The sequence below is a fragment of the Anthropogastromicrobium aceti genome, assembly GCF_020687335.1.
Taxonomy (GTDB): Bacteria; Bacillota; Clostridia; order Lachnospirales; family Lachnospiraceae; genus Anthropogastromicrobium; species Anthropogastromicrobium aceti.
Genome location: NZ_JAJEQN010000031.1, coordinates 15,402 through 40,773, shown reverse-complemented (window position 1 = coordinate 40,773; position 25,372 = coordinate 15,402). Strand labels below are relative to the sequence as shown.

Here is a 25,372-nt window from a genome sequence, read left to right as displayed (position 1 = left end):
CCGGAATTTAGTCTTGCAAGAACTTTTAAGAACAGGTATTTACTTTTGCAAACTGGAAGTCAATTTACCAATTCACCTAAATTTCCTCAAAATCTTATTTTAGGGCTTGAATTATATTTATATGTATACTATAATATACACAAATATATAATATTACATGAAGTGGAGGGAAATGCAATGTTAGAAATTGGAAACAAACTCAGAGAAAATGGGTATCTCTCAAATTCGTACATTAATTTTGCTGTAATGAGCGCGATAAACGGGGTTCCGCTTCTAGTAGAAGGTGATCCAGGCGTTGGAAAAACGTCACTTGCCTATGCTACAGCGAAGATGCTTGATTTGGAGCTTATGCGTGTTCAGTTCTACGATGGTCTGTCTTATGATAAGATTCTGTATGACTATGATTATCAGAAACAGCTCCTGACGATTCAGGCGATCCAGGGAACGATTAAGGAATCGCTTGCAGGAAAAGACTTGCAGGAATCGCTGGATGCGGCAGGCAAAATCAATTTTTATGGACGTGATTTTTTGATTGAACGCCCGATCTTAAAGGCAATTAGCGGAAAGAAACGCTATGTTCTCTTGTTGGACGAAGTGGAGAAAGCATCAGAGGAGATAGAATACACGCTGCTTGAAGTGCTGGAGAATTTCAGCATTTCCATTCCGCAGTATGGTACCGTGACCTGTCCAGAAGAGATGCGTCCAATCGTATTTCTCACATCTAACCGCTACAGAGATCTGTCGCAGGCATTGAAACGTCGTTGCAACTATCTTTACATTAAGCAAAAGACAGCCGAAGAGTTGAAAGAAATACTTCAAATGCAGAGCAGCATTGACCCGAAAATTGCAGAATCGGTAGCAAATTGTGCAAAACAGATTCGCTCTTTGCCGTTAAAACAGCAGCCTTCCATTTCAGAACTGAGTGAGTGGGCAAAGTATCTGTCTACGTTGAATAGTGATGAACTTGAGGAAGAAACGCTTAAAGCGTCTCTCTGTATGATTGCGAAAAACAAGGAAGACCGTCAGACTATGGAAAATGCAAAACTGTTCTAATGGAGGAATGCGATGCAAAAAGATATTCTTGATTTCCTTTCGGAATTTGCTGTTTTTCTCCAAGATCATAAATTTGCAGTTTCCGAGAGTGCACTTGCACATCTGCTAAGATCAGTGGAAGCAGCCGGAGTGGATATCACAGAGGAAGATGAAATGTTGTCCGCACTTTCTGTCTGCCTGGCAAAGACAGGCGAGCAGGTAGCAAAGATGAAAGCGTTGTTTCGAGAGTTTCTGAGCAAAAAAACAATCCCGCAAAGGGAGGAACAAAAGGAAAAAGAGAAGCAGGAGAAACGAAAAGAACTGGACTTATTCGTGTCTGACGCTCAAAAACAGCTGGAGAATTTGAAAAAACAAAAAGAACGAATTCGAAAGAATTTAATTCAAAAGGCACATGAGAATGAGCCGAAACCAAAGGTAAGCAGAAAAGCACAGACACAGTTAAAGAAATTGTCGGAAACAAAAACAAAGTCTCAAAAGCAGATAGAACAAGCTAAAAAAATGCTTTTAGGTGAACTGCCATGGGATGAGAAACAGGCAGGTTGCTTATATCAGACATTGATGAAGCAGGCAGAGAAAAGTCTGTACGATGGAGATTTGGAACAGGCAGACGCAATGATGGATATCAGTAAGGAACTAAGTTCTGCTATCACAAAAAGGCAAAAGAATATGGCTGAGTTGGAGTCTGCAATCAGTCAGGCACAAGAAGAAACGGACCAGCAAATCAAAAAGCTGCAGCGTCAGATGAAGGATGAACAGCGACGCTATGAGGACACGTGCAGAGAACTGGATCGTGCTTTTGAACAAATGAAAAGAGGCATGGATAGTTCAAATGATTCGCTAATAATTAAGTCGTCTTCCATGATCCATCGTGCAGATTTCATCGGCGGCGGAAGTATACAAACGATGAATGCAGAGTTTGTGAGACTTAGCGAGAAGCCGTTTAAAAAGCTGACGGAAGCAGAAAAAAATCAAATGCGCGAATACCTGCGCCAGAATCTTCTGGCATTTAAGACGCGTATGACCAGAAATATTAACAGCAAAAGGCGCCTGTCTCTGAATCTGGAAGAGACAATGCGAGAGTCTATTCGCACCTGCGGACAGCCCATCAACCTTATATATAAGCAGCCACGGCGCAGTAAGGCCGATCTGGTTCTCATTTTGGATGTGTCCGGTTCCTGCAAGGATGCCTCGGAGATGATGCTCACCTTCATAGGGCTTTTGAAAGAGGCCTTTCCACGAGGATGCAGTGCATTTGCTTTTGTCAATTCTCTTTATGATATTTCAAGGGTTTACGATACGGAATATGTTGATAATGCTGCAAAACAGATTCTTACGATGATTCCGCGCAGCGGGCAGTACTCAAACTATGAGCGACCATTGCGGAGTATGTGGAAAGAGTACCGCAATCGCATCAGCAATGATAGCATGATCATCTTTATTGGCGATGCAAGAAACAACAAAAACGATGCTGGGGAGAATTATATAAAAAACATCTGCCGAAAGGCGAAATGTGCGTATTGGTTAAATACGGATGATCGTAAAAAGTGGGATCAGGGCGATTCCATTGCCTCTGTATATGGACACTATGCAGCAATGTATGAGATAAGAAATATCCGACAATTACTGGGATTTCTTTCTGAAATGAAGTAATTGCCAGGTCAATAAGAGAAGAAAGGAGGATGGCTGTCTGCAGGATGGCAGATCGCCAGAAAAGCAATATGAGAACGCCAGAAAAATGGATCAATGTAGACGAATCATTTGAAAAAAAATATCCGTCACTGTACCAGACAATCACACAGATGCCAGAATTTATTGAGCACAACAAAAAAGCAGAGGCCGGCATCTCAAAAGTTGGAAATGTAAAGCTTTTGTGGGCTTTGCAGGTGCAGACGATCTTGACAAAACAAGATCTCCTGAAATCGGTATCGTTGCAGAAGGACTACGTACAGTATGCGTCAGACTTTGGAAAAACAGTTCCAATAAATGAAGTACAGAGAAATAAATGGGGACGATGGCTTTCGACCTCAGAGGTAGAAACGCAGATATTGCCGCAGCTTCGGGAGCATATTCGTCAAAAATTAGGTAAACCAGATTGGAAATTCCAATTGGATGTTGAAAATATTGGAAAGAAAAAAGAAATTTATCATATATGGTTGAATGCAGATGAACTACCGGTTGTGTTAGAAAGGAAGATAGATTGTACACGATTGGGATTGTGTACGGACATAGATGAAGTACAGTCTTATCTTTTAGAGCTGACTGATGAAATAATTGAAGATGTCCGCAAAGAGCAAGCAGCCAGGCAGCGCCAACAAATGAAAGACTTGATTCGAGATTACTGGGAAGAGATTGAAAGAAAGGGGCAGGAATGCGTAAATGCGTATTTGAGCCAGGTGTGCAGGAACAATGCCAAATTTGAGGGAACCTTGCATTGCAACAAATATGAAGACAAAAGAGTAGATATCACAGTCTCGCACCTAGGAATGAAGTTCATTTGCGATACTTTTTCAGGCAAATCCATTGCATCTTTTTTTCAGGAGCCGACATGGATAAAATCATATCTAACGATTACAGAGCGGAACGACAGATTATGGGATTTAATTTGTGTAGATTGGGATGCTGCGACTGAAGCAAAACTAAAAAAGTTTGTAAAAAAACTGGAACAGGAAGTAAAAGAAGGCATTCCATTAGCTCCATCCACAAGTCCAGTATCATACAAGCGTGAGTTGGATGACAAGGTAAAGGAATATAACAGTTGGGCGATTTCATGGCTGGATGGCTTTAGTACAGGAATGGAGAAGGCTGTTGATGGAAAACTGTATATTGAGCAGCAGAAAGTAATTTTTACAAATGAAGCCGGCAGCATTACGGTTAACGGAAAGGGTTCGAAGTATACGGCATCGGAACAATTTAAAAAGTACCAGCTATTAAAGAATACCAAGCTCCGTGAACGCTGCAGACAACATGCCATTGAAGTTTTTTCAGGATTTGGACGCATTAAATGCAAATCAAAGAATGCGGGAATCTTAAACGGGGACACAAAGCTTACCTTCCATATGGCTGGTATTCCGGCATTTTCATATTTGTATAAGACTGCCTCTTATCAGCAATCTGTTCCCGAATGGAAAAAGACACTGCAAAGGAATGTGAAACAGATTAAGATGTTGGCAGCAGCCACCAAAGAAGAACGGAAAAATGAGCTTAAAAAGCAATATCATCTGTATCTGGATTCTTATCTTGCACGCGATATTTTTGAGTGTGTTTCCAAAAATGAAACTTATATTACACAAAATGCAGTGGTGCAGTTAATGCGCGGTACCAAAGTGACATTGAATGCCAACGTTCTTGAATCACGTGGGCATGGATTCTACAGCTTATACAGTGCAGATGAGGTTTCAGACATGGTAACAGAGATGCTTGATTCAGAAATACTGATGTCAAAAGAGATTAAAGGCACATACGGCTATTTCTACATTTTGAAGATACCTCAAAAGACACGGCAGGAGTTGGAAGAACTGAATACCTTGATGGGGGATGAGCAGAGTAGTTGGACAGAGACAAAGCAAGAAGAAGTACGCAAGAACCTGCGTGATGGCATAGCAATCTCAGATTCAAAAGCAGAGAGATTTTTGAAATACGAAATTTTGAGAAAAGAAAAAAGTCCCAGCACCTATATGGATCTGATAAATCTGGCAAGTAATCCAATTGTTTTGGTTTTGCATGAGTTAGAAGTGCGAAAATATTTTGCAGATGCACCAGAAATGATAATAAAATTTGTAAAGCTGCGATATAAGAATGCAAATACGCATGAGAAGAAAGTGGTAAAGCAATTTTTCTTGTGTTGAAAAACAGTCAGATAAGTGGTATACTTGTATAAAATGAAGATGGGAAGGAGTAAATTTTATAATGAAAGCGGTAACGTTTGGAGAAATTATGCTGCGCCTTAAGACACCTGAATATCTTCGTATCGTGCAGGCACAGAATTTTGAAGCAAGTTATGGCGGGGCGGAGGCAAATGTGGCAGCAGGACTTGCCATGTTAAAAGAAGAAGCAGCATTGGTTACGAAGCTTCCCGATAATCCAGTTGGTCAGGCAGCATTAAATGAGCTTCGCCGTTACGGAACGGATACCACTCATATTTTAAGAGGCGGAAAACGTCTTGGCATTTACTATTTTGAAAAGGGGAATAATATTCGTCCTACAAATGTGGTGTATGACCGCGCTGACAGTGCATTTGCCTGTTCAAAGCCAGACGAATATGACTGGGATCAAATTCTGGAAGATACTGATATTTTCTTTTTCTCTGGAGTAACGCCGGCAGTCAGTGAGAGCGTCAAGGAAACGGTTTTGGATGCACTTCGATGCTGTAAAAGAAAGGGAATCGAGGTAGTCTGTGATTTAAATTATCGCGCTAAGATGTGGGATAAAAATACAGCCCAGTGCGTTATGCGAGAGCTTATGCCATATGTAACACTTTGCATTGCAAATGATGAAGATTTTGAAGCTTCTCTTGGAATTCATGCATTTGATGGAGACATGTCAAGAGGAATTGAACAGATTGATACATATCGAGAGGGAATGCAGGAAATTACAAGACAGTTTCCAAATTGTAAAGCAGTAGCAAGTGTGCTTCGCAGTATGTATACAGTTGAAGATGGAGATTGGATGGCCATTTATCTGATTGGTGATCAGTTTTATGAGACGCCAGTACATCATGTACATAGTTTAGAAGCGGTAGGAGCAGGAGATGCATTTGCTGCAGCACTGATTCATATGCTGAAAAAGAAAGAAAATCCACAGTATACGATTGATTTTTCAATTGCAGCCAGTGTATTGAAGCTGATGATTCAACATGATTTTAATATTGTAACAGAAGAAGATATTATTCGTGTTATGAAATCAAATGATGTAAACTTGCAGCGCTAATAAAATTGGCTCCAAAAAGATATCATAACAAACAATATAACACAAAAGTAGCATAACTTATAAAACAAGAAAAATACTACCATAATAGGATAGCATATAAGAGAGGAGAAAACATGAAGCTTGCAGAAGCATTACAGGAAAGAGCAGATTTAAATAAGAAAATTGAGCAGCTTCGTTCTCGTATTACGAGCAATGCATTGATGCAGGAAGGAGTTTTGCCAGTAGAAGATCCAGAACAGCTTTTAAAGGAACTCGATGAATGCCTGAATCAGCTGGAAAAGTTGATTATCGTAATTAATAAAACAAATATGGCAGTTGTATCAGACGGTGAATTGCTGTCAGATCTGCTTGCAAAGCGTGATGTTTTGAAATTGCGTATTGCAAGCTTTCAAAATACAATTTCAATTGCAAGTAATCTGTGTTTTAGATCACGCGGCGATGAAATTCGCCAATTATCAGCAGTTGATGTGAAGGCACTGCAAAAAAAGGTAGATGCCTTGAGTCGCGACTATCGAATATTGGATAATCGAATTCAGGCAGCAAACTGGACAGCAGATCTGATAGAAGAATGAAAAGATTGTAAGGTAATTAGAAACAGCAAAAAATAAGATAAGATAGCGGTAGCTGTGTGAGTGAATATCAGCTCAGCTGCAGAGCACAAAGCAGCAAAACATACAGAAAATAGAGAGGAAAAACATGTGAGGGAGAGCAGTATAAAATCATTGTAATCTCCAGCATCGTTACATGCGCATAGAAATTCTTTATCGTTACTACCAGATATTAACACACAGTGAGGGTGGGAGAGGGGCTTTATCGAATCTAATTTTTGTGATAATAAGCTGTGACATCGAAGTATTATAAGATGTCACAGCTTATTTTTTGTTAAAAGGTATTGATAGTTTTCTCTTTTGCAGGAATATTACTTGAACAAACTTCGCCAGATTATGTCGTATGTCGGACGAGGTTTTCTGCGAAAAATGGATAAATAAAAAAATGCTACTGGATATATAATAACATAAAAGTAGCATAACTTAAATAGCATAAAATTTTCCACCCAGAACTTTCCCTTCAAAACAACATTTCTAACACACAAAAAAGCAAAAAAAAAGAAGAGGAAAAACAATTCGTATTCCTCCTCTTTTTCGTTAAAAAAGCAAAAAAAAAGAAGAGGAAAAACAATTCGTATTCCTCCTCTTTTTCGTTTATACAAAATTAGTCATTAGACATACCACTCACAAGAACTTTTTCTTTTGCGGCATTCTTTTTGTCATTTTCTTGCTGTTGTTTTTCAGCAGCTTCTTTACCAAGAGCAAACGGAATTTTATCGCTTCCGATAAACTGGACAAAACGAAAATCATGTACATTGTGGCGGATGATCCAGTCAATATATGTCATGAAATAATGAGCAGTTAACAAATAGCCCATTGCATTCATATGACCGCAGAAATACTTACTACGAAACTCATCATCATATTTCGGAGCCTCATGATACAAGTCAATTACGTAACAGTTTTTCAAATAATCAGCAATTTCATGAAGTGCCTTTGCGTGTGATTCCTCTTTCCAGTTTCCAGTACCTTCATCTGGCATTGTTACCAGAAAAAATTTGGTGTGAGGCTGCATCTTCTGAATACGCTGGATAATCTTTGCGTACCAGCCAACAAACGTATTTGCATTCTTATTATAATCTTCAAGACAAATGTCTGTTTTTGCTGAACCGACATTTCCTTCGTACAGATCATTTAAGTTATTTTTACCCTTTAAATCATTTACACCGAGCGCAATGATATAACCCTGCTTTAAATTAAATGGGTCAAACAAGTGTGCAATATCTGCATTTGGTCCGTCCTGCTTGTCTGCTTCCTGATACATATGAAAAGCAGTCATACCACCGCGCGAAAAGTTCGTTACTGAAATACCAGTGATGCGCTCAATTTGCTTACCCCAGGAGTATTCATAAAAGTCCCAGTAGCCTTTTTGACCATTATCCCAATATTCAAATTCACCACTCGCAAGACTGTCTCCAATGCAGCCAATTGTGCGAAAGATGTTCATCATGCCTCCATCTCGAATTATATTCTGCAGTGGGCAATCTTCAAAATCTTCATGTGTACTCATAATAAGCCTCCAACTTGTAATTATCCAGATAAGCATAAAATTATTTTTTATGCATTCTGAATAGTAAATTTAACTTTATTATAGACAACTATATTCTAATGTCAATTACAAATATTGTGTTCTTTATTTTTTATCAAAAGCCTTTAACAGTTCATTTTGCAATGCCTCAATTTTCTTATCTTTTTCTATACGCACTTCATTAAGTTCTTTTTGATGTGCTTGTGATAATTCTAAACGAAGGGACAGCAGTGCGGTTTTTGCTTCCTGAAGGGCAGCCTGATCAGAAAGCTGTCTGGTCTGCATATCAAAGAGTTGTTTTTGAAGAGCAGCAATTTCTTCATCTTTTTCCTTTCGGATTGTTTCTTCTGCTTTATGTATTTCTTCTTTTTTTAATAACTCAGCTTCATAAGCAGCTTTCTCTTTTTCGGAAATAGCTTTGCGTAATTCTTCTTCAAATGCTTGTTTTTCCTTTCTGGAAGAAGTCTTTTCATCTTCCAATTGCTTTTCAAGCTCATGGAAGCGTGCCGCCATCTGGTTATATTCTTCTTTCTCTTTTTCAGTCTGCTTTACCTGAGAAAGAAGTACCTCATTCATTGCCTGCTTTGCATCAACTTGTTCGTTAGCAGCAGCCAGTGACTTTTCCAACCGTTCTATTACAGCTGTCAATTCTTTATTTTTAGCCTGAAATTCGACAGCTTCTTTTTGCGCATTTGTCTTTTCAAGTGTAAGTTCATTTACCATGCGATCACGCTGGTTTCTAAGCTCTTTTATTGTCTTGGCATTTTCTTCAAGCTGATTATGAAATTCACCGCGGATTCGATCATCAGATGATGATACGGCACGTAAGGCCTCTAAATAAAGACGAACAAGTGTATTTGCATACTGCTCGAATGTTTCTACATTTTTTTCTTGATCAGATGCAGCCACTGTCGCCTTTTCTTGTTCAAGCGAATAGGTATCCATCAGTGTATTAAATACACGATCCTTATTGCCTCCGATTGAAGCTGATAGTAATTCCAAGCGTTCCTTTGTCTCATCTGAGATACGAAATGATTTGATTCCAGTCATGATAAGCCTCCTGTTTTTAATCTATATTTCTATTGTAATACATAATGTTTACTTTGTAAAGTACACGTTTACATTTATATTAAAATAAAGTACGTATAATGAATATTATACGAACTTTTATATCGAAAAGCACTTTAAACTGAATAAGAATTTTATTAGAAAATAGGAGATGTATTACAGAATGGCAAATAAGAAATCACTTGCTCTAACCAAGGAGCAATATGAAAATTTGATTGGATCGATGAGAAAAGGAGGTAATACTTTTAGGGCAAATGATAGGATTGCGACAGCACTTGTCCTAGAAGCAAACCTTGGACTTAGAATAGGAGATATTTTAAAGCTTAGACTGCAGGATATTGTGTTGGATGGAGGACGGTATCGCCTTGATATTACAGAGGAAAAAACACAGAAAAAGCGTATATTTACAGTCCCACAGCCGATTTACCAGTATCTGAGAGTATATTGTATTGATCACGACATAAAAACAGATCAGACTATTTTCCCGATTACTGAGCGTACTATACAAAAATATCTTGCAAAAGTGACATCTGAACTCGGATATCCTAATATTGGCACTCACAGCTTTCGCAAGTTTTTTGCAACGGAAATTTATGTAAACAACAATTATAATATCATTCTTGTACAGCAGCTTTTACAGCACAGCTCTGCGGCTATTACGCAGCGCTATATCGGTATTTCAAGTAAGGAATTAGAGGATGCACTGGCAGGCCATATTGAGCTTTTATAAAAATTAAAAGGCTGTTTTGATGCTCATACATACAAACACCAAAACAGCCCTCTGCATTATTTATTTTATTCCATGTTTTAATATAGGATTTTATTTAGTGAGATGTATTGTCGCGCTTTCTGTTCAGGTAAATATCCAGCTTTTCCTTCATATTTTCCGGAATTTCCTTGGAAACAGGACAATGCTTTGCACATGCCATATGCTCAGTAAATGCTGTGATAAAAGCAACATCCTTTGCCATATGCTCCGCCTTCATGACATCCATTGTGTCATATCGATTGTGGATGGTGGCTGTATTTCCAGATGCAATACGTGCAAAAGAAACAGCAGGAATACCCTTATCAGCGAATGGAGTAGAGTCACTAGAGTAAACACCCTGTCTTGCAGCCATTCCAAAACCTGTCTCAGAAGCAAGGTATTCAATATAGTGAACAAGCTTTTCTTCAGAAGTACAGCAGGCAATAAACTTACCCATGATACAGCCGATCATATCCAGATTGATATTTAAAACAGTCTTCTTTAAGTCCTCTTCATGACCTGCAACATATGCCTTAGAGCCAAGAAGACCTCTTTCCTCACTGCCGCACCATAAGAAGCGAAGGCTATAGTGATGCGGATGCTGTCTAAAATAATCTGCAATACCAAGAAGACCAACACTTCCGGACATATTGTCGTATACACCCTGTGACAGAGGGGTAGAATCATAATGTGCACTCAAAATGATCATCTCATCAGTTTCACCAGGAAGATCTAAAATTACATTATGAGAATCACCCATCCATTCATCCTGATTTAAAACAATTTTTGCATTAGCTGCATTCTGATTTACTAGCTTGATTGCAGATTTTGCATTGATATTGACACAAGGAATTTTTTTGTTGTCACTTCCTTCACGCACAAAGCTTCTGAGCTCACGAAGATCAATATCTTCATCTGCATAGTTTGCATTTCCATCATATGTAATAATGCCAACAGCGCCATTTTCAATTAAATCGCGATAGCCCCAGTAGCCAACACCGCCGTCGAGCATAACAATCTTTCCCTTACACTGAGCAAGTGAGCAGGCATCAGTATTTGGCATATAATAAAATGGTGCTTCAACAGTACCGCTTCCAGCACAGCGATATCCCTTGCAAGGAATTTCTTTGCCATCAACAGTCAGTACTGCTTCGTGGATATCACACATTTCAACCTGAAATGCCTCCAGACAAGTTTCAAATCCCATTTTTTTACAGCATTCCTGAAGATAAATTGCACAATCTGCTTCCTCTTTTGTGCCACTGATACGTACATGCGCCATATCCTTAAGGATATGCATCATTTCTTCCTGATAATTTTCTGTAAACAAGGCCATTTTTTCCCTCTTTTCTGCAACGCCTTCTTTTTTTTAATAATTTACGCGTATGCTTGTTTTTGTATTGCCACAAAGTCCATTATAAGAGCTGAAAAATATAAAGTCAAGCATTGACAAAAAGTGCTGCACATAAAAAATAATCTTACAGAATAGAGTGGTAGCAATCAGATGCATATAATAAGGAAGTAAGGCTTGAGCAAAAAAATCAAACATGGATTTACAATCATTGCCCTCTTTTGTACTGTTTTTTTAATGGGTCGTGGGGCAGGCTATTTGCAGGAAACAGCTGCTGCCGTGTCATATTCAGAAAACTGGGGACTTGGCTTTGGTGCATCAGGTACACAGCCAACAGGAAATGCCTCTGCTAAGGAGCTCGCAGAATACGATGCTTTTTATATTGGAAATGCAGATGAAAAAACAATTTATTTAACATTTGACTGTGGTTATGAAAATGGAAATACTGGTGCAATACTAGATGCGTTAAAAAAACATAATGCAAAGGCAACCTTCTTTGTAGTTGGCCATTTTTTAGAGTCTGCATCTGATCTGGTGAATCGTATGGTGCAAGAAGGCCATACAGTAGGAAATCATACATATCACCATCCTGATATGTCCTCTATATCAACAATAGAAAGCTTTAAAAAAGAACTTGATGATGTACGCAGTCTGTATAAAAAGATAACAGGGTTGGAAATGGCATGGTATTATCGTCCACCGCAGGGAAAATACAGTACACAAAATTTAAAAATGGCGCAAGAATTAGGTTATAAAACATTTTTCTGGAGTCTTGCCTATGTGGATTGGAATGCTGACAATCAGCCAACACATGATGAAGCATTCTCCAAACTAATTCCAAGAATCCATCCTGGTGCGATTGTACTTCTGCATAATACCTCAAAGACAAACGGTGAAATTCTAGATGAGCTTTTAATAAAATGGGAGGAAATGGGATATTCCTTTAAAACACTTGAAGAATTTTAGAAAGAGCTTGATATTTAATGCAATTTTTGTTATACTTTTTAAGTATTAGGCGCGTAGCCTCGATCCACGGCTGTCAGGGAAAATCTCTCTGGCAGCCGTTTTTTTTGATTAAAATTCAGAAAGGAGCAGCATATGTTCAAAAAAATTTTTCCTCTGCTTCGCGATATTGCAATCGTGATCGGCGGAAACATCATTTATGCCTGCGGTGTCGCCTTTTTTATTCTTCCAGGCGGATTAATCACAGGAGGAACAACAGGAATTGCCCTGTTTATTCAACATTTGTTTGGTGTTCCCATTTCCACCTTCGTACTCTGCTTTAATGCGGTGATGTTTTTTATGGGACTATTAGTACTTGGCCGCAAATTTGCCGCGACAACCATTTTGTCTACATTTGTATATCCGATTGCACTTGAGATGATACAGCGCTTATCAAACGGATTTGTCATAACAACTGATCCCGTTCTTTGTACTGTATTTGGTGGATTATGTATAGGAGCTGCGATTGGAATTGTTATTCGTACAGGCGCTTCAACAGGTGGTATGGACATTCCTCCTCTTGTATTGAACAAGCTGTTTCGTTTGCCAGTATCCGTAACGATGTACTTGTTTGATTTCGTGATTTTAATTTTACAGGCATTTTCATGTACAGGAGAAGAAGTACTATACGGAATTTTACTAATTTTGATTTATACGATTGTTCTGGATAAATGTCTAATGATAGGAACAGAAAAGGTTGAGATTAAGGTAATCAGTCATGAGCATGAGAGGATCCGTCAGGAAATTTTACAGGAAATCGACAGAGGCGTCACCATTTTAAATGGACAGACTGGTTATATGAGAGAAAACACAGAGCTTGTCTTAAGTGTAGTGTCCAGCCGTGAGGTGGGACGTGTCAGAAAACTTGTCCACAGCATTGACAGCAGTGCATTTTTAATCATCAGCCGTGTAACAGAAGTGCGCGGCCGCGGATTTACTCAGGAAAAAGAATATAAATAATTGTCGGAATAGGTAACTTTATGTGAAATTAGCAGGAATTGGAACTTGTTTTGATTTGTTTTGTTGTGTAATATACTGATTGATAAGCTTAGTGTGTCAAACAACTAAAGACTTTGAATTTTTATAATAGGAGGATATACCACATGGTAGAGACAAATATTGCAAATAGTCAGCCAGTAAGCGATGAGTACCTGGAAAAAATGAATGCATATTGGCGTGCTGCCAACTATCTGGGTGCTGCTCAGCTGTATCTGCTTGATAACCCACTGTTACGTGAGCCGCTGACAATGGAGCATGTAAAGAAGAAGATCGTAGGTCATTGGGGAACAGTTCCGGGACAGAACTTCGTGTATGTTCATTTAAATCGTGTAATCAAGAAATATGATCAGGATATGATTTTAATTTCAGGTCCTGGACATGGTGGAAATTTCTTTGTAGCAAATACATATCTGGAGGGTACTTACAGCGAAGTTTATCCGAATATCGGTGAGGATATGGATGGATTAAAGAAGCTGTGCAAGCAGTTCTCATTTCCAGGTGGTATCTCCAGTCATGTCGCTCCTGAAACACCAGGATCCATCAATGAAGGTGGTGAACTTGGTTATTCCATGGCACATGCATTTGGTGCTGTATTTGATAACCCAGATCTTATTGCTGCATGTATAGTTGGTGATGGAGAGGCTGAGACAGGTCCTCTTGCAACATCATGGCAGTGCAACAAATTCTTAAACCCAATTAATGATGGTGCCGTTCTTCCAATTCTTCATCTGAATGGATATAAGATCAGCAATCCTACCATCTTCGCACGTAACACTCATGAGGAAGTAGAGCACTTCTTTGATGGATGTGGTTGGAAGCCATATTTCGTAGAAGGCAGTGATCCGATGGAAATGCACAGAAAGATGGCAGATGCTCTTGATCAGGCAATGGACGAGATCAAGGCAATCCAGAAGAATGCCCGTGAAAATAATGATACAACAAGACATAAATGGCCAATGATCGTTCTTCGTACACCAAAGGGATGGACAGGACCAAAGGTAGTTGATGGAAAGCAGATTGAAGGTTCCTTCCGTGCTCATCAGGTTCCGATTATGATGGATCAGCCTGAGCATCTTCAGATGTTAAATGACTGGTTAAAGAGCTATCATCCAGAAGAACTGTTTGATGAAAACGGCAGACTGATTCCAGAATTAAGAGAATTGGCACCAAAGGGTGACAGAAGAATCGGTTCTAACCCACATGCAAATGGCGGAAAGCTTCTTAGAGATCTTCGTCTTCCAGATTTCCGTAAGTATGGCATTGATGTGCCAAAGCCAGGTGCTGTTGAGGCACAGGATATGATCGAGCTTGGAGGATTTGTAAGAGATATCTTCAAGATGAATGATGATTCTAAAAACTTCCGTATTTTTGGACCAGATGAGACTATGTCAAACCGTCTTGGCAAGGTATTTGAAGTTACAAATCGTGACTGGAACGATGAAAAGTATGATACAGATGAGTTCTTAGCTGCTGATGGCCGTGTTATGGACTCTATGTTAAGTGAGCATATGTGCGAGGGATGGCTTGAGGGTTATCTGTTAACAGGACGTCATGGATTCTTTGCAAGCTATGAAGCATTTATTCGTGTTGTAGATTCCATGTGTGCTCAGCATGCAAAGTGGTTAAAGGTTTGCAATCAGCTGCCATGGAGACAGTCTATTGCATCTTTGAACCTGATCCTTTCCTCAAACGTATGGCAGCAGGATCACAATGGATTTACTCATCAGGATCCAGGCTTCTTAGATCATATCGCAAATAAGAAAGCAGATGTTGTTCGTCTTTATCTGCCGCCAGATACAAACTGTCTGTTATCATGCTTCGATCACTGCATCAGAAGCCGTGATTACGTAAACGTACTTGTAACATCCAAGCATCCAAGACAGCAGTGGCTGACCATGGAGCAGGCTGTAAAGCATTGCACACAGGGTATCGGCATCTGGGAGTGGGCAAGCAATGATCAGGGCTCTGAGCCGGATATCGTTATGGCTTGCTGCGGTGATACACCAACACTCGAGACATTAGCAGCTGTTACGATCTTAAGAGAGGCAATTCCAGAGATCAAAATTCGTGTTATCAATGTTGTCGATCTTATGAAGTTAGAGCCGGCAACTGAGCATCCACATGGTCTTACTGATGCTGATTATGATGCTTTGTTCACAAAGGACAAGCCGATTATCTTCGCATTCCATGGTTATCATACACTGATTCATGAGTTAACCTATACCAGAACAAACCGCAACATCCATGTTTACGGCTACAAAGAAGAGGGTACCATCACAACACCATTTGATATGCGTGTTCAGAATGAGATCGACCGCTTCCATCTGGTAAAGAATGCAATCCAGAATCTGCCACAGTTAGGAAATCGTGGTGCTTATCTGATTCAGAAGATGAATGATAAATTAGTAGAGCATAAGCAGTATATCCATGAGTATGGTATTGATATGCCAGAGATTCGCGACTGGAAGTGGAACTTGTAATTATTAAGAGCGTAGTGGAATCGAGGTGCGGCTCTGAATAATTACGATTATAAATCAAATAAAAAGAGACAGGGAAGTATTATAGTCTTTCCTGTCTCTTTTTTCTATATTGAGCCGGCGTACAATTGTTTCGCTCTATGAATATACGGTAAAAATATCCCTTGTTATGATATCCGACCTCTTCAGCAATCTGTTCAATAGTATTATTTGTCTCGGTAAGCAGCAGTTCTGCACGTTCTAAACGAAGCATCTGCAAATACTCGATATATGTCATTCCTGTTTGAACCTTCAAAAGACGATTAAAATAATCTTCATAAAAATGAAATTCCTGTGTCAGCATCTGAATTGAGATATGATTTAAGTGAAGCTTTATGAAATCAGTAAGCTGATTAAAAAGAATGACATTCATACGTTGGCGCTGCTTTTTAGAAAGTGAAAATTCATATTGGGAACCCAACATCTGAAAAACGCGTGTCATAAGTCCGCTGCAAATAATCGGTGTTGCAATGTCATGACGTGACAGCTCATATAATACAGAACGCAGCGTATCTTCCATATCTTGAATTACATGTGTTTCACGCGGTCGGAAGGTTAAAAACTGCTGTAATGCTTTTTGCTCCAATAGTGCCATATGAAGAAATGATGCAATATCTTCTGGTGCGGTATGATTATCACTGATACTTGTAAACATTGCATTTGTAATACCAAAGAATACAATCGTGCACTCATTTTCATCTAAAATTTCCTGATGCAGACAATTTTTATCAATCAGACAAAATTCACCAGGATGAAAAATATATTCTGTTTCCAGAATCTTCTGGTGATATTCGCCTTCCAAAACATAGAAAAATTCAAGATATTCGTGAGAGTGCAGCTGTGTGCGTGTTCCAGACAGGAAACTTCTTTCATAACAAAATGGGTAAGGTGTCGGAAGAATTGTAGCTGACAATAAATGACCATCATGAATATTCCAGAGGAGAGCAAATAAATGCTCATCCTCTGGAAGTGGAAATGGGCGAATGCCCTGTACACTTGATGAAGCTTCCGGCATAAGGATTCCAAAGCTGTCGTATGCCTGTGGAATCCTTACGTTATCAAAGCCCTTTGCTTTATAAATAATGTCTTTTACATATTGAAGCAGTGACATAATAATTATTTCTTCTTCTCAGCCTCTGCCAGCTTCATTGCGCGAACCTTTAAGGAAAGACCGAACAGGTTAATGAAGCCCTCTGCGTCATGATGATCATACATATCTCCAGTAGCAAAGGAAGCAATGCTTTCATTGTACAGACTGTATGGAGAAGTAGTTCCCTGCTTGATGATATTGCCCTTATACAGCTTAAGATTAGCAGTACCAGTTACATATTCCTGGCTCGCTTTGATGTAAGCGCGAAGAGAATCACATAAAGGTGTAAACCACTTGCCCTCGTAAACAATATCTGCAAAACGGTTGTCAACAGTCTTCTTGAATGCCATGGAATCACGGTCAAGAATCAGCTCCTCAAGCTGCTTATGAGCTGCCATAAGGATAGTTCCGCCAGGTGTTTCATAAACACCACGAGATTTCATACCAACAACACGGTTTTCAACGATATCAACGATTCCTATTCCGTTTGCACCACCAATCTTATTTAATTCAGTAACGATTTCAGAATACTTCATTTCTTTTCCGTTTAATGCAACCGGAATACCCTTCTCAAAAGAAATAGAAATCTCAGTAGCAACATCTGGTGCTTTCTCAGGAGATACGCCAAGAACAAGCAGATGATCATAATTTGGTGCCTGAGACGGATCCTCTAACTCCAGACCTTCATGGCTGATGTGCCACAGATTGCGGTCACGGCTATAGCTGTTATCAACAGAGGAGAATGGAAGATTAATGCCATGCTTCTTGCAGTATTCAATCTCATCTTCACGTGATTTCATATTCCAGGTTTCATTACATCTCCAAGGAGCGATGATCTTTAAATCAGGAGCAAGTGCCTTAAATGCCAGCTCAAAACGAACCTGATCATTTCCCTTTCCTGTAGCACCATGACATACAGCAACAGCTCCTTCTTTTCTTGCAATCTCAACAAGCTTCTTTGCAATAAGCGGACGTGCCATAGAAGTACCTAACAGATATTCATTCTCATATGTAGCGTTTGCCTGAACACATGGAGCAACATACTCATCGCAAAACTCATCTACTACATCTAAAATATAAAGCTTCTCAGCGCCAGAGAGCTTTGCACGTTCCTGCAGACCATCAATCTCGTTGCCCTGTCCTACATTAACACAGCAGCATACAACATCATAATCATAATTTTCCTTCAGCCACGGAATAACAGCAGTAGTATCAAGACCGCCAGAATATGCTAAAACAACTTTTTCTTTCATAATAGTATCTCCTCTGTTTTTTCACTTTTTGTTGAAAACCATATCAAAACGATATGCGTTGTTTGTTTTCTGTACACCACTATACAACATTACTTTTTGAAATGCAATAGGAAAAACAAAAAAAGTCAAAAAAGCTCTTGCATAAATGCAAATATATGCGTATAATACTGAATATTAGCCGATAACACAGTGTATATATTCAATTACTGTGTATAAAATTATAGCACATGACTATTTTATCATAGTAAAGTAAAATAGTGGATTATACTTGATTTGACCTCAAAGTGTGTTATACTTGGCATAGAAATTACAAAATTAAAGAAAGGATACAAAAATGGCAATTACAAAGATAAATGGAGGCGTAACAGCTCCAAAAGGTTTTTTGGCATCCGGATTAAATGCCGGCATTAAGAATCAGACAAAAAAAGATATGGCAATGGTTTTCAGCAGCACACCATGTGCAGCAGCTGGTGTATTTACCACAAATCTTGTAAAAGCAGCACCTGTCAAATGGGATAAGGAACTTGTAACAACATCTCCTTATGTACAGGCAGTCGTTGTAAACAGTGGTATTGCAAATGCATGTACAGGCGCAGAGGGGCTTGGCTATTGTGCAGATACAGCAGCAGAGGCGGCAGCAGCTTTAAACATTCCTAAAACTGCAGTTCTTGTCGCATCAACAGGTGTAATTGGCAAACAGCTTCCTATTGATAAGATTAAGTCTGGTGTAACAGCTCTTTCTAAGGTACTTGGAAGTAGCAGAGAAGATGCCAAGCTTGCAGCAGAGGCAATTATGACAACTGATACTAAGAGCAAAGAGGTTGCATGCACATTGGAATTAGACGGTAAGCAGGTTACAGTTGCAGGTATGTGCAAGGGCTCAGGCATGATTCATCCTAATATGTGTACTATGCTTTGTTTTGTAACAACAGATGTGGCAATTTCTCATGAGTTGCTTCAAAAAGCATTAAGTGAAGATGTAGTTGATACCTTCAATATGATTTCTGTTGACGGTGATACTTCTACAAATGATACTGTACTTGTAATGGCAAATGGACAGGCAGAAAATACACCAATCACAAAGGAAGGTGAAGACTACAAGACTTTCTGTGAGGCCCTTCATTTTATTATGCTTGAGCTGTCAAAGAAAATTGCCGGAGACGGAGAGGGCTGTACATGTCTGTTTGAGGCAACTGTAATTGGCGCAAAGGACAAAAATCAGGCACGAACAATCGCAAAGTCTGTTGTATGTTCTAGTCTGACAAAAGCAGCTGTATTTGGTCATGATGCAAACTGGGGACGTATCCTCTGCGCAATGGGCTACTCAGGTGCACAGTTTGATCCTGAAGTGGTTGATATCTGGTTAGAGAGCAAGGCTGGTACTATTAAAATCGTAGAAAACGGAATTGCAACAGATTACAGTGAGGAAACTGCAACAAAGATTCTTTCTGAGGAAGAAGTAATTGCAAAAATGGATATTAAAGAGGGAAATGAGACAGCAACAGCATTTGGTTGCGATCTAACCTATGAATATGTAAAGATCAACGGCGATTACCGCAGCTGATAAAAAGCTTGTAACAACGACTACCCATAAAAAAGAGGAGAACACAAAATGGAATTAGACAGCAAAATTATGGAAAAGGCCGCTACCTTGATTGAGGCACTGCCTTATATACAGAGATTCAACAGAAAGATTATTGTCGTAAAGTATGGCGGAAGCGCAATGGCAGATGAGGAGTTAAAGCGAAACGTCATTAAAGATGTTGTTTTGTTAAAGCTGGTTGGTTTTAAACCTATCATTGTGCATGGAGGAGGCAAAGAAATCAGCCGTTGGGTATCTAAAGTGGGCATGGAGCCGCGCTTTGTAAATGGACTTCGCGTAACCGATGCTGATACGATGGAAATTGCAGAGATGGTATTGAATAAGGTTAATAAAAGTCTTGTCTCTATGGTAAATGAGCTTGGAGTAAAGGCTGTCGGTATCTCTGGCAAGGATGGTCAGCTGCTTCGCTGTGATAAGAAGCTGTCTAATGGACAGGATATCGGTTTTGTAGGTGATATTAAAGAAGTAAATCCAAAGATTTTATTTGATCTTCTTGAAAAAGACTTTTTGCCAATCATTTGCCCAATCGGATTTGATGATAACTGTCAAAGCTATAACATCAATGCAGATGATGCAGCTTGTGCAATTGCACGTGCCGTTAAAGCTGAAAAGCTTGCATTTTTAACAGATGTTGAAGGTGTTTATGCAGATCCAAAGGATAAAGATACGTTAATCTCTGAGCTGACAACTGATCATATGGAAGAGTTGTTAAACAGCGGCAATATTGGAGGCGGTATGCTGCCAAAACTTCAAAATTGTCTTGATGCTGTATTAAATGGTGTATCAAGAGTTCATATCATGGATGGTCGAATTGCTCATTGCCTGCTTCTTGAGATCTTTACAAATAAGGGCATTGGTACCGCTATTTTAAAGGCAGGCGATGACCATTTTTACACACCTGACGAAAAGTAATTTATTTCACAGAAAGGCACTTTAATTATGGAAACACAGACAATTATTCAGACAGCAGAAAGCAGTCTGCTTCATACCTACAATCGCTTTCCGATCGTTCTTGATCATGGCGAGGACGTTTATCTGTATGATACTGATCAGAAAAAATATCTTGACTTTGCGGCAGGAATTGCTGTATTTGCACTAGGCTACAGCAATGACGCATACAAAACGGCAGTTAAAGAGCAGGTTGATAAGCTTGTACATACCTCTAATCTGTTTTACAATGAGCCAGCAGCCAAGGCAGCAAAAAAAATCACACAGCTGACAGGAATGGACCGTGTATTCTTTACTAATAGTGGAACTGAGGCAATTGAAGGAGCTATCAAGCTTGTTCGTAAATATGCCTATAATAAAGATGGACGCACAGATCATGAAATTATTGCCATGAAGCATTCATTCCATGGAAGAAGTATGGGAGCTCTTTCAGTAACAGGAAATGATGCTTATCAGGCACCATTCAAGCCGCTTATTGGTGGTGTTCGTTTTGCTGAGTATAATAACCTTGAAAGTGTAAAATCACTGATTACAGACCGTACCTGCGGTATTATCTTAGAGGCACTTCAGGGAGAAGGCGGAATTTACCCGGCATCAAAGGAATTTATGCAGGGACTTCGTGCCCTCTGCGATGAGCATGATATTTTACTTGTCTGCGATGAAATTCAGTGTGGAATGGGACGTACTGGAAATATGTTCTGTTATCAGAGCTATGATATCTTGCCAGATGTTGTCTGTGTAGCAAAGGCTCTTGGAAATGGTCTTCCAATCGGTGCATTTTTATGCCGTGAAGAATGTGCAGCACTTGTACCTGGCGATCACGGTTCTACTTATGGCGGAAATCCACTTGTGTGTGCTGCTGCTAATGCAGTTATGGATCAGTTTGAAGAATTGAACCTGACTGCGCATGTAAAAGAAGTGGGTGCATATTTGTATGAGCAATTAGAGCAGTTAACAGCTGAATTTGACTGTATTAAGGATCATCGTGGCATTGGACTTATGCAGGGAATTGAGCTTACAATTCCTGTAGGTGATGTGATCAAAAAGGCTCAAAAAGAGGGCTTAATTATTATTTCTGCATCAGGAAACGTAATTCGTTTTGTTCCGCCGCTTGTCATTGAAAAAAAGCATGTTGATGAGATGATTGCAAAATTAAAAAAATGTCTCCAGTAAATGCATGATTGTTCCTTTCGCGGATACACTCTTATTAAGCAGCAAAATCAATTGGAAAGTGTATCCGATGGAAAGTGAGGTATTATGTGGGGTATCATTCTTGCTCTTATTTCAGGGGCACTGATGAGTATTCAGGGGGTATTTAATACAGAAGTGACAAAGCAAACAAGCCTGTGGGTATCCACAGGCTTTGTCCAGTTAACAGCATTTTTCGTGTGCGTTATTGCGTGGCTTTGTACAGGACGTGAAAATGTGGCATTTCTTACAGAAGTTCGCCCATGGTATCTTCTTACTGGCGGTATTTTGGGAGCCTTTATTACGATAACAGTTGTTCAGAGTATGGGATCACTAGGCCCCGCTCAGGCTGTCATTATTATTGTAACTTCGCAGGTAGCAGTTGCATATCTGATAGAGCTGTTTGGCTTGTTTGGCAGCAGTCAGGCATCATTTTCATGGAGAAAAATCCTTGGACTTTTGATTGCCATTGCGGGGATCGTGTTGTTTCGATGGGAGAAGGCTTAAAATAAGAAAACGAAAGTTTTTCAGAAAATTGCAAAAGCCCCTTGCATACTGACGCATATTTTTGTAGAATGATAGTATCGGTGCAGCAGTATGCCTGCCGAAAGGCGGGATAGGATGAAAAAGACACATCAGTGGATGCTGTTTTTTCTTTTTCTGTTTTTTGTGTCTGAAATCTTGGCATGCACAAAAAAAGAAGAAAAGCTTGTCTTTTATCAGACAACACAGATACAAAAGATGGACGATTCCAAAGAGGATACGCAATTTTTTCAGGAAGAAGCACAGACAAGTCAGGTGTCCGAATCCAGTTTGCATGAAACAACACAAGCAGCAGTCGAGACGATTGCTGTTTATCTGTGCGGTGAAGTTTGTAAGCCTGGTGTCTATGTACTGCAGGCAGGATCACGTCTTTATCAGGCAGTAGAAGAAGCAGGTGGACTGACTGCAAATGCTCAGGCAGAGGCAGTAAATCTCGCCCGGATTCTTGCAGATTCGGAACAGATTTATATTCCAAATATTTCAGAATCAATCGACCAGATTGAAAACGAGACACAAAATGTCATATCATCTGCAGCAGCAGTTCCCTCTGCATCATCGGATGGCTTACTTAATATAAATCAGGCATCTGAATCTGAGCTGATGCAGCTTCCTGGGATTGGTCAGGTTAAAGCTGCGGCAATTGTGACATATCGAAACAGCAATGGTCCGTTTTCTTCTATCGAGGAAATTAAAAATGTACCGGGGATAAAAGAAGCAGCCTTTGAGAAAATCAAAGGCATGATTACAGTTTTTTAGGTAAGACAGAACAGGAGTGGCTCGAAGGTGGCAAAGATATTAGTGGTAGACGATGAAAAGATTATAGTAAAGGGCATCCGGTTCAGTCTGCTTCAGGATCAAATGGAAGTAGACTGCGCCTATGACGGAGAGCAGGCAGTCGAGATGGCAAGAAACACAGAATACGATGTGGTTCTTCTTGACGTAATGCTGCCAAAGCTTGATGGTTTTCAGGTGTGTCAGGCAATCCGTGAGTTTTCCAATATGCCTATTATTATGCTGACAGCAAAGGGAGACGATATGGATAAGATCCTTGGTCTTGAATATGGTGCAGATGATTATGTTACAAAGCCATTTAATATTCTTGAAGTTAAAGCACGCATCAAAGCCATTATGCGAAGAAGCAGCAATACTATGATTCATCCGCCGCAGCCACCGGAAAACAGTACAGATATTGTCACTGGTGATCTGCGTCTTGATGTTCAGGGCCGCCGCCTGTTTATTTTAGGCAGTGAGATCAATGTAACTTCAAGAGAATTTGATCTTCTTAAAATTCTAGTGCTTAATCCAAATAAAGTCTACAGCCGTGAAGAACTGTTAAACCTTGTTTGGGGGTATGAATATCCTGGTGATGTGCGTACTGTTGATGTACATATCAGAAGGCTGCGTGAGAAGATTGAGCGTAATCCAAGTGAACCGAAATATGTATTTACAAAATGGGGAGTGGGATATTACTATAAGGCATGATAGCAAAACGGGATCATAATTTTTTCTGGGGAAGCTTTCGCTTTCGTATATTTTTTCTTCTCATGATTATGGGATTGCTTCCGCTTCTTGCAGGCTCTGAGATGATTAAGCGTTCTTATCGAAGTTCCATTATTGATCAGAAGCTTTCGGAGCTGCGTTATACATGTCAGACTGTAGCAGGACAAATGAGCGGAAATTCTCTGGCGGAAGCAGTAGATGATGAGATGACACGGGAATTAAATTTCCTTGCGGAATACTGCGGTGGACGTCTTCTTCTTGTAGACAGCTCTTATCGTATTTTATTTGATACATACGGTGTAACGCAAAATAAATACTGCATTTCTGAGCAGATTATTGATACATTCAGCAGTCGTCCGTATGAACATTATTCACAAAAGACAGAGTATCTGGAGCTGGCTGTGCCGCTTCGGACAAAGACGATGCTCACAGATGGTGATGATAGTATTACAGGAGTGCTGCTTCTTAGCTCGTCTGGTGCTTGGATTGCCAAAATGATAAATTCCATGAATCGACAGGTCCTTTTGATTGAAATCACAGGCTCTATGATTTTGTTCGCACTTAGCTTTATTTTTGCTTGGACCAGTTCAACACCGTGGAAAAATCTTGTAACGACACTCAATCAGGTGCTTGATGGAAACCTCGATGTTACATTTTCGACAGAAGGCGGCTATAATGAAACAAAAGAGATCATTAATACATTTAATCAGGTATTGGAGCGTCTGCGTTCAATTGACCAGTCGAGACAGGAATTTGTTTCTAATGTCTCTCATGAATTAAAAACACCTATCACATCAATGCGTGTGTTAGCTGATTCGTTGATCTTAGGTGACAATGTGCCTGTTGATATTTATCGCGAGTTTATGCAGGATATTTCAGACGAGATCGACAGAGAAACAAAAATTATCAATGATTTGCTTACACTTGTTCGTATGGATAAAAATGCAACTGAGCTTAATATCAGCCAAGTTAATATTAATAATCTTGTCGAACAGATTTTAAAGCGCGTGCGTCCAATCGCAAAGACGCGTTCAATTGAAATCATTTTCGAAAGCTTTCGTCCTGTAACGGCAGATGTTGATGAGACGAAGCTTAGTCTTGCTGTTACAAATCTTGTGGAAAATGGTGTAAAGTACAACAATGACGGCGGATGGGTACGAGTATCTGTGAATGCTGATCATAAATATTTTTATATTAAGGTATCTGATTCAGGTGTGGGTATTCCAAAGGATGCGCAAACAAGAATTTATGAGCGTTTTTATCGCGTAGACAAGGCTCGTTCACGTGAGACTGGCGGAACAGGTCTTGGTCTTGCTATCACACAAAATGTAGTGAAGCTGCACCATGGTGGTATCAAGCTAAACAGTACACCAGGAGAGGGAACAACCTTTCTTGTTAGAATACCGCTCAAATATATTGAGTAAATTAAGTAAATGGAAAGGAAACAG

General features: G+C 39.6%; 21 protein-coding genes. 16 read left to right on the top strand and 5 right to left on the bottom strand.

What is annotated here, in order from left to right:
* Positions 1-177: 177 nt before the first annotated feature.
* The 5 genes from LKD48_RS11815 to LKD48_RS11795 all read left to right on the top strand — a co-directional run bounded on the left by LKD48_RS11815 (position 178) and on the right by LKD48_RS11795 (position 6,551).
* Complete coding sequence (locus tag LKD48_RS11815) at positions 178-1,053, top strand: AAA family ATPase (RefSeq protein WP_308732091.1); 876 nt, start codon at positions 178-180, stop codon at positions 1,051-1,053.
* A gap of 12 nt (positions 1,054-1,065) precedes the next feature.
* A complete protein-coding gene (locus LKD48_RS11810) occupies positions 1,066-2,703 on the top strand; it encodes a VWA domain-containing protein (RefSeq protein WP_308732090.1) in 1,638 nt (545 codons plus the stop codon).
* A 44-nt stretch (positions 2,704-2,747) separates the two neighbouring features.
* Positions 2,748-4,898 carry an RNA-binding protein gene (locus tag LKD48_RS11805; protein ID WP_308732089.1) on the top strand — a complete coding sequence of 717 codons (2,151 nt, stop codon included), beginning with the start codon at positions 2,748-2,750 and terminating at the stop codon, positions 4,896-4,898.
* A gap of 61 nt (positions 4,899-4,959) precedes the next feature.
* The gene (locus LKD48_RS11800) at positions 4,960-5,979 is read left to right on the top strand and encodes a sugar kinase (RefSeq protein WP_066561752.1); all 1,020 of its coding nucleotides are present in this window, start codon (positions 4,960-4,962) and stop codon (positions 5,977-5,979) included.
* Positions 5,980-6,092: 113 nt separating this feature from the next.
* On the top strand, positions 6,093-6,551 hold the full coding sequence (locus LKD48_RS11795; RefSeq protein WP_066561753.1) for a DIP1984 family protein: 459 nt from the start codon (positions 6,093-6,095) through the stop codon (positions 6,549-6,551).
* Between the two features lie 640 nt (positions 6,552-7,191).
* Here LKD48_RS11795 and LKD48_RS11790 read toward each other — a convergent pair.
* Together LKD48_RS11790 and LKD48_RS11785 are read right to left on the bottom strand one after the other, a co-directional pair.
* Complete coding sequence (locus LKD48_RS11790; RefSeq protein ID WP_262535796.1) at positions 7,192-8,097, bottom strand: SGNH/GDSL hydrolase family protein; 906 nt, start codon at positions 8,095-8,097, stop codon at positions 7,192-7,194.
* 123 nt (positions 8,098-8,220) lie between these two features.
* Complete coding sequence (locus LKD48_RS11785; RefSeq protein ID WP_308732088.1) at positions 8,221-9,165, bottom strand: coiled-coil domain-containing protein; 945 nt, start codon at positions 9,163-9,165, stop codon at positions 8,221-8,223.
* A 181-nt stretch (positions 9,166-9,346) separates the two neighbouring features.
* Here LKD48_RS11785 and LKD48_RS11780 point away from each other — a divergent pair, with 181 nt between their 5' ends.
* Positions 9,347-9,913 carry a tyrosine-type recombinase/integrase gene (locus LKD48_RS11780; RefSeq protein WP_227100508.1) on the top strand — a complete coding sequence of 189 codons (567 nt, stop codon included), beginning with the start codon at positions 9,347-9,349 and terminating at the stop codon, positions 9,911-9,913.
* 94 nt (positions 9,914-10,007) lie between these two features.
* Here the strand turns inward: LKD48_RS11780 and LKD48_RS11775 are convergent, their stop codons facing one another.
* Complete coding sequence (locus LKD48_RS11775) at positions 10,008-11,267, bottom strand: M28 family metallopeptidase (RefSeq protein WP_308732087.1); 1,260 nt, start codon at positions 11,265-11,267, stop codon at positions 10,008-10,010.
* Positions 11,268-11,519: 252 nt separating this feature from the next.
* Between LKD48_RS11775 and LKD48_RS11770 the strand changes: the two genes are divergently transcribed.
* The 3 genes from LKD48_RS11770 (at position 11,520) to LKD48_RS11760 (ending at position 15,763) form a co-directional block, all read left to right on the top strand.
* Entirely contained in the window at positions 11,520-12,248 is a 729-nt protein-coding gene (locus LKD48_RS11770; protein ID WP_308732092.1) for a delta-lactam-biosynthetic de-N-acetylase, read from the top strand.
* Positions 12,249-12,380: 132 nt separating this feature from the next.
* Positions 12,381-13,244 (top strand): YitT family protein, encoded by an 864-nt coding sequence (locus tag LKD48_RS11765; RefSeq protein WP_262535799.1) that lies wholly within the window; start codon positions 12,381-12,383, stop codon positions 13,242-13,244.
* Between the two features lie 143 nt (positions 13,245-13,387).
* Positions 13,388-15,763 (top strand): phosphoketolase family protein, encoded by a 2,376-nt coding sequence (locus LKD48_RS11760; protein ID WP_227100505.1) that lies wholly within the window; start codon positions 13,388-13,390, stop codon positions 15,761-15,763.
* A gap of 79 nt (positions 15,764-15,842) precedes the next feature.
* Here LKD48_RS11760 and LKD48_RS11755 read toward each other — a convergent pair whose 3' ends face one another.
* Positions 15,843-16,910 carry an AraC family transcriptional regulator gene (locus LKD48_RS11755; RefSeq protein WP_308732086.1) on the bottom strand — a complete coding sequence of 356 codons (1,068 nt, stop codon included), beginning with the start codon at positions 16,908-16,910 and terminating at the stop codon, positions 15,843-15,845.
* Positions 16,911-16,915: 5 nt separating this feature from the next.
* Complete coding sequence (locus tag LKD48_RS11750) at positions 16,916-18,142, bottom strand: argininosuccinate synthase (protein WP_227100503.1); 1,227 nt, start codon at positions 18,140-18,142, stop codon at positions 16,916-16,918.
* A gap of 334 nt (positions 18,143-18,476) precedes the next feature.
* Here LKD48_RS11750 and argJ point away from each other — a divergent pair, with 334 nt between their 5' ends.
* The 7 genes from argJ to LKD48_RS11715 all read left to right on the top strand — a co-directional run bounded on the left by argJ (position 18,477) and on the right by LKD48_RS11715 (position 25,348).
* Entirely contained in the window at positions 18,477-19,706 is a 1,230-nt protein-coding gene (argJ, locus tag LKD48_RS11745; RefSeq protein WP_308732085.1) for a bifunctional glutamate N-acetyltransferase/amino-acid acetyltransferase ArgJ, read from the top strand.
* A 48-nt stretch (positions 19,707-19,754) separates the two neighbouring features.
* On the top strand, positions 19,755-20,657 hold the full coding sequence (gene argB / locus LKD48_RS11740) for an acetylglutamate kinase (protein WP_066561776.1): 903 nt from the start codon (positions 19,755-19,757) through the stop codon (positions 20,655-20,657).
* A 27-nt stretch (positions 20,658-20,684) separates the two neighbouring features.
* A complete protein-coding gene (locus tag LKD48_RS11735) occupies positions 20,685-21,866 on the top strand; it encodes an aspartate aminotransferase family protein (protein WP_227100501.1) in 1,182 nt (393 codons plus the stop codon).
* A gap of 84 nt (positions 21,867-21,950) precedes the next feature.
* The gene (locus LKD48_RS11730; RefSeq protein ID WP_308732084.1) at positions 21,951-22,388 is read left to right on the top strand and encodes a DMT family transporter; all 438 of its coding nucleotides are present in this window, start codon (positions 21,951-21,953) and stop codon (positions 22,386-22,388) included.
* 114 nt (positions 22,389-22,502) lie between these two features.
* Complete coding sequence (locus tag LKD48_RS11725) at positions 22,503-23,180, top strand: helix-hairpin-helix domain-containing protein (protein ID WP_308732083.1); 678 nt, start codon at positions 22,503-22,505, stop codon at positions 23,178-23,180.
* A 27-nt stretch (positions 23,181-23,207) separates the two neighbouring features.
* Positions 23,208-23,906, top strand: coding sequence for a response regulator transcription factor (locus LKD48_RS11720; protein WP_227100498.1), 699 nt, complete (start codon positions 23,208-23,210; stop codon positions 23,904-23,906).
* A complete protein-coding gene (locus LKD48_RS11715; RefSeq protein WP_308732082.1) occupies positions 23,903-25,348 on the top strand; it encodes a sensor histidine kinase in 1,446 nt (481 codons plus the stop codon). Before LKD48_RS11720 ends, LKD48_RS11715 begins: the two co-directional genes overlap by 4 nt.
* Positions 25,349-25,372: the final 24 nt, after the last annotated feature.

Bases quoted from the DNA above. Each gene is read 5' to 3' on its own strand.
- LKD48_RS11715 (WP_308732082.1), top strand. From the start codon at position 23,903: ATGATAGCAAAACGGGATCATAATTTTTTCTGGGGAAGCTTTCGCTTT.
- LKD48_RS11790 (WP_262535796.1), bottom strand. From the start codon at position 8,097: ATGAGTACACATGAAGATTTTGAAGATTGCCCACTGCAGAATATAATT.
- LKD48_RS11760 (WP_227100505.1), top strand. From the start codon at position 13,388: ATGGTAGAGACAAATATTGCAAATAGTCAGCCAGTAAGCGATGAGTAC.
- LKD48_RS11795 (WP_066561753.1), top strand. From the start codon at position 6,093: ATGAAGCTTGCAGAAGCATTACAGGAAAGAGCAGATTTAAATAAGAAA.
- LKD48_RS11755 (WP_308732086.1), bottom strand. From the start codon at position 16,910: ATGTCACTGCTTCAATATGTAAAAGACATTATTTATAAAGCAAAGGGC.
- LKD48_RS11765 (WP_262535799.1), top strand. From the start codon at position 12,381: ATGTTCAAAAAAATTTTTCCTCTGCTTCGCGATATTGCAATCGTGATC.
- LKD48_RS11725 (WP_308732083.1), top strand. From the start codon at position 22,503: ATGAAAAAGACACATCAGTGGATGCTGTTTTTTCTTTTTCTGTTTTTT.
- argB (WP_066561776.1), top strand. From the start codon at position 19,755: ATGGAATTAGACAGCAAAATTATGGAAAAGGCCGCTACCTTGATTGAG.
- LKD48_RS11770 (WP_308732092.1), top strand. From the start codon at position 11,520: ATGGGTCGTGGGGCAGGCTATTTGCAGGAAACAGCTGCTGCCGTGTCA.
- LKD48_RS11775 (WP_308732087.1), bottom strand. From the start codon at position 11,267: ATGGCCTTGTTTACAGAAAATTATCAGGAAGAAATGATGCATATCCTT.
- LKD48_RS11785 (WP_308732088.1), bottom strand. From the start codon at position 9,165: ATGACTGGAATCAAATCATTTCGTATCTCAGATGAGACAAAGGAACGC.
- argJ (WP_308732085.1), top strand. From the start codon at position 18,477: ATGGCAATTACAAAGATAAATGGAGGCGTAACAGCTCCAAAAGGTTTT.
- LKD48_RS11735 (WP_227100501.1), top strand. From the start codon at position 20,685: ATGGAAACACAGACAATTATTCAGACAGCAGAAAGCAGTCTGCTTCAT.
- LKD48_RS11730 (WP_308732084.1), top strand. From the start codon at position 21,951: ATGTGGGGTATCATTCTTGCTCTTATTTCAGGGGCACTGATGAGTATT.
- LKD48_RS11800 (WP_066561752.1), top strand. From the start codon at position 4,960: ATGAAAGCGGTAACGTTTGGAGAAATTATGCTGCGCCTTAAGACACCT.
- LKD48_RS11780 (WP_227100508.1), top strand. From the start codon at position 9,347: ATGGCAAATAAGAAATCACTTGCTCTAACCAAGGAGCAATATGAAAAT.
- LKD48_RS11805 (WP_308732089.1), top strand. From the start codon at position 2,748: ATGGCAGATCGCCAGAAAAGCAATATGAGAACGCCAGAAAAATGGATC.
- LKD48_RS11810 (WP_308732090.1), top strand. From the start codon at position 1,066: ATGCAAAAAGATATTCTTGATTTCCTTTCGGAATTTGCTGTTTTTCTC.
- LKD48_RS11815 (WP_308732091.1), top strand. From the start codon at position 178: ATGTTAGAAATTGGAAACAAACTCAGAGAAAATGGGTATCTCTCAAAT.
- LKD48_RS11750 (WP_227100503.1), bottom strand. From the start codon at position 18,142: ATGAAAGAAAAAGTTGTTTTAGCATATTCTGGCGGTCTTGATACTACT.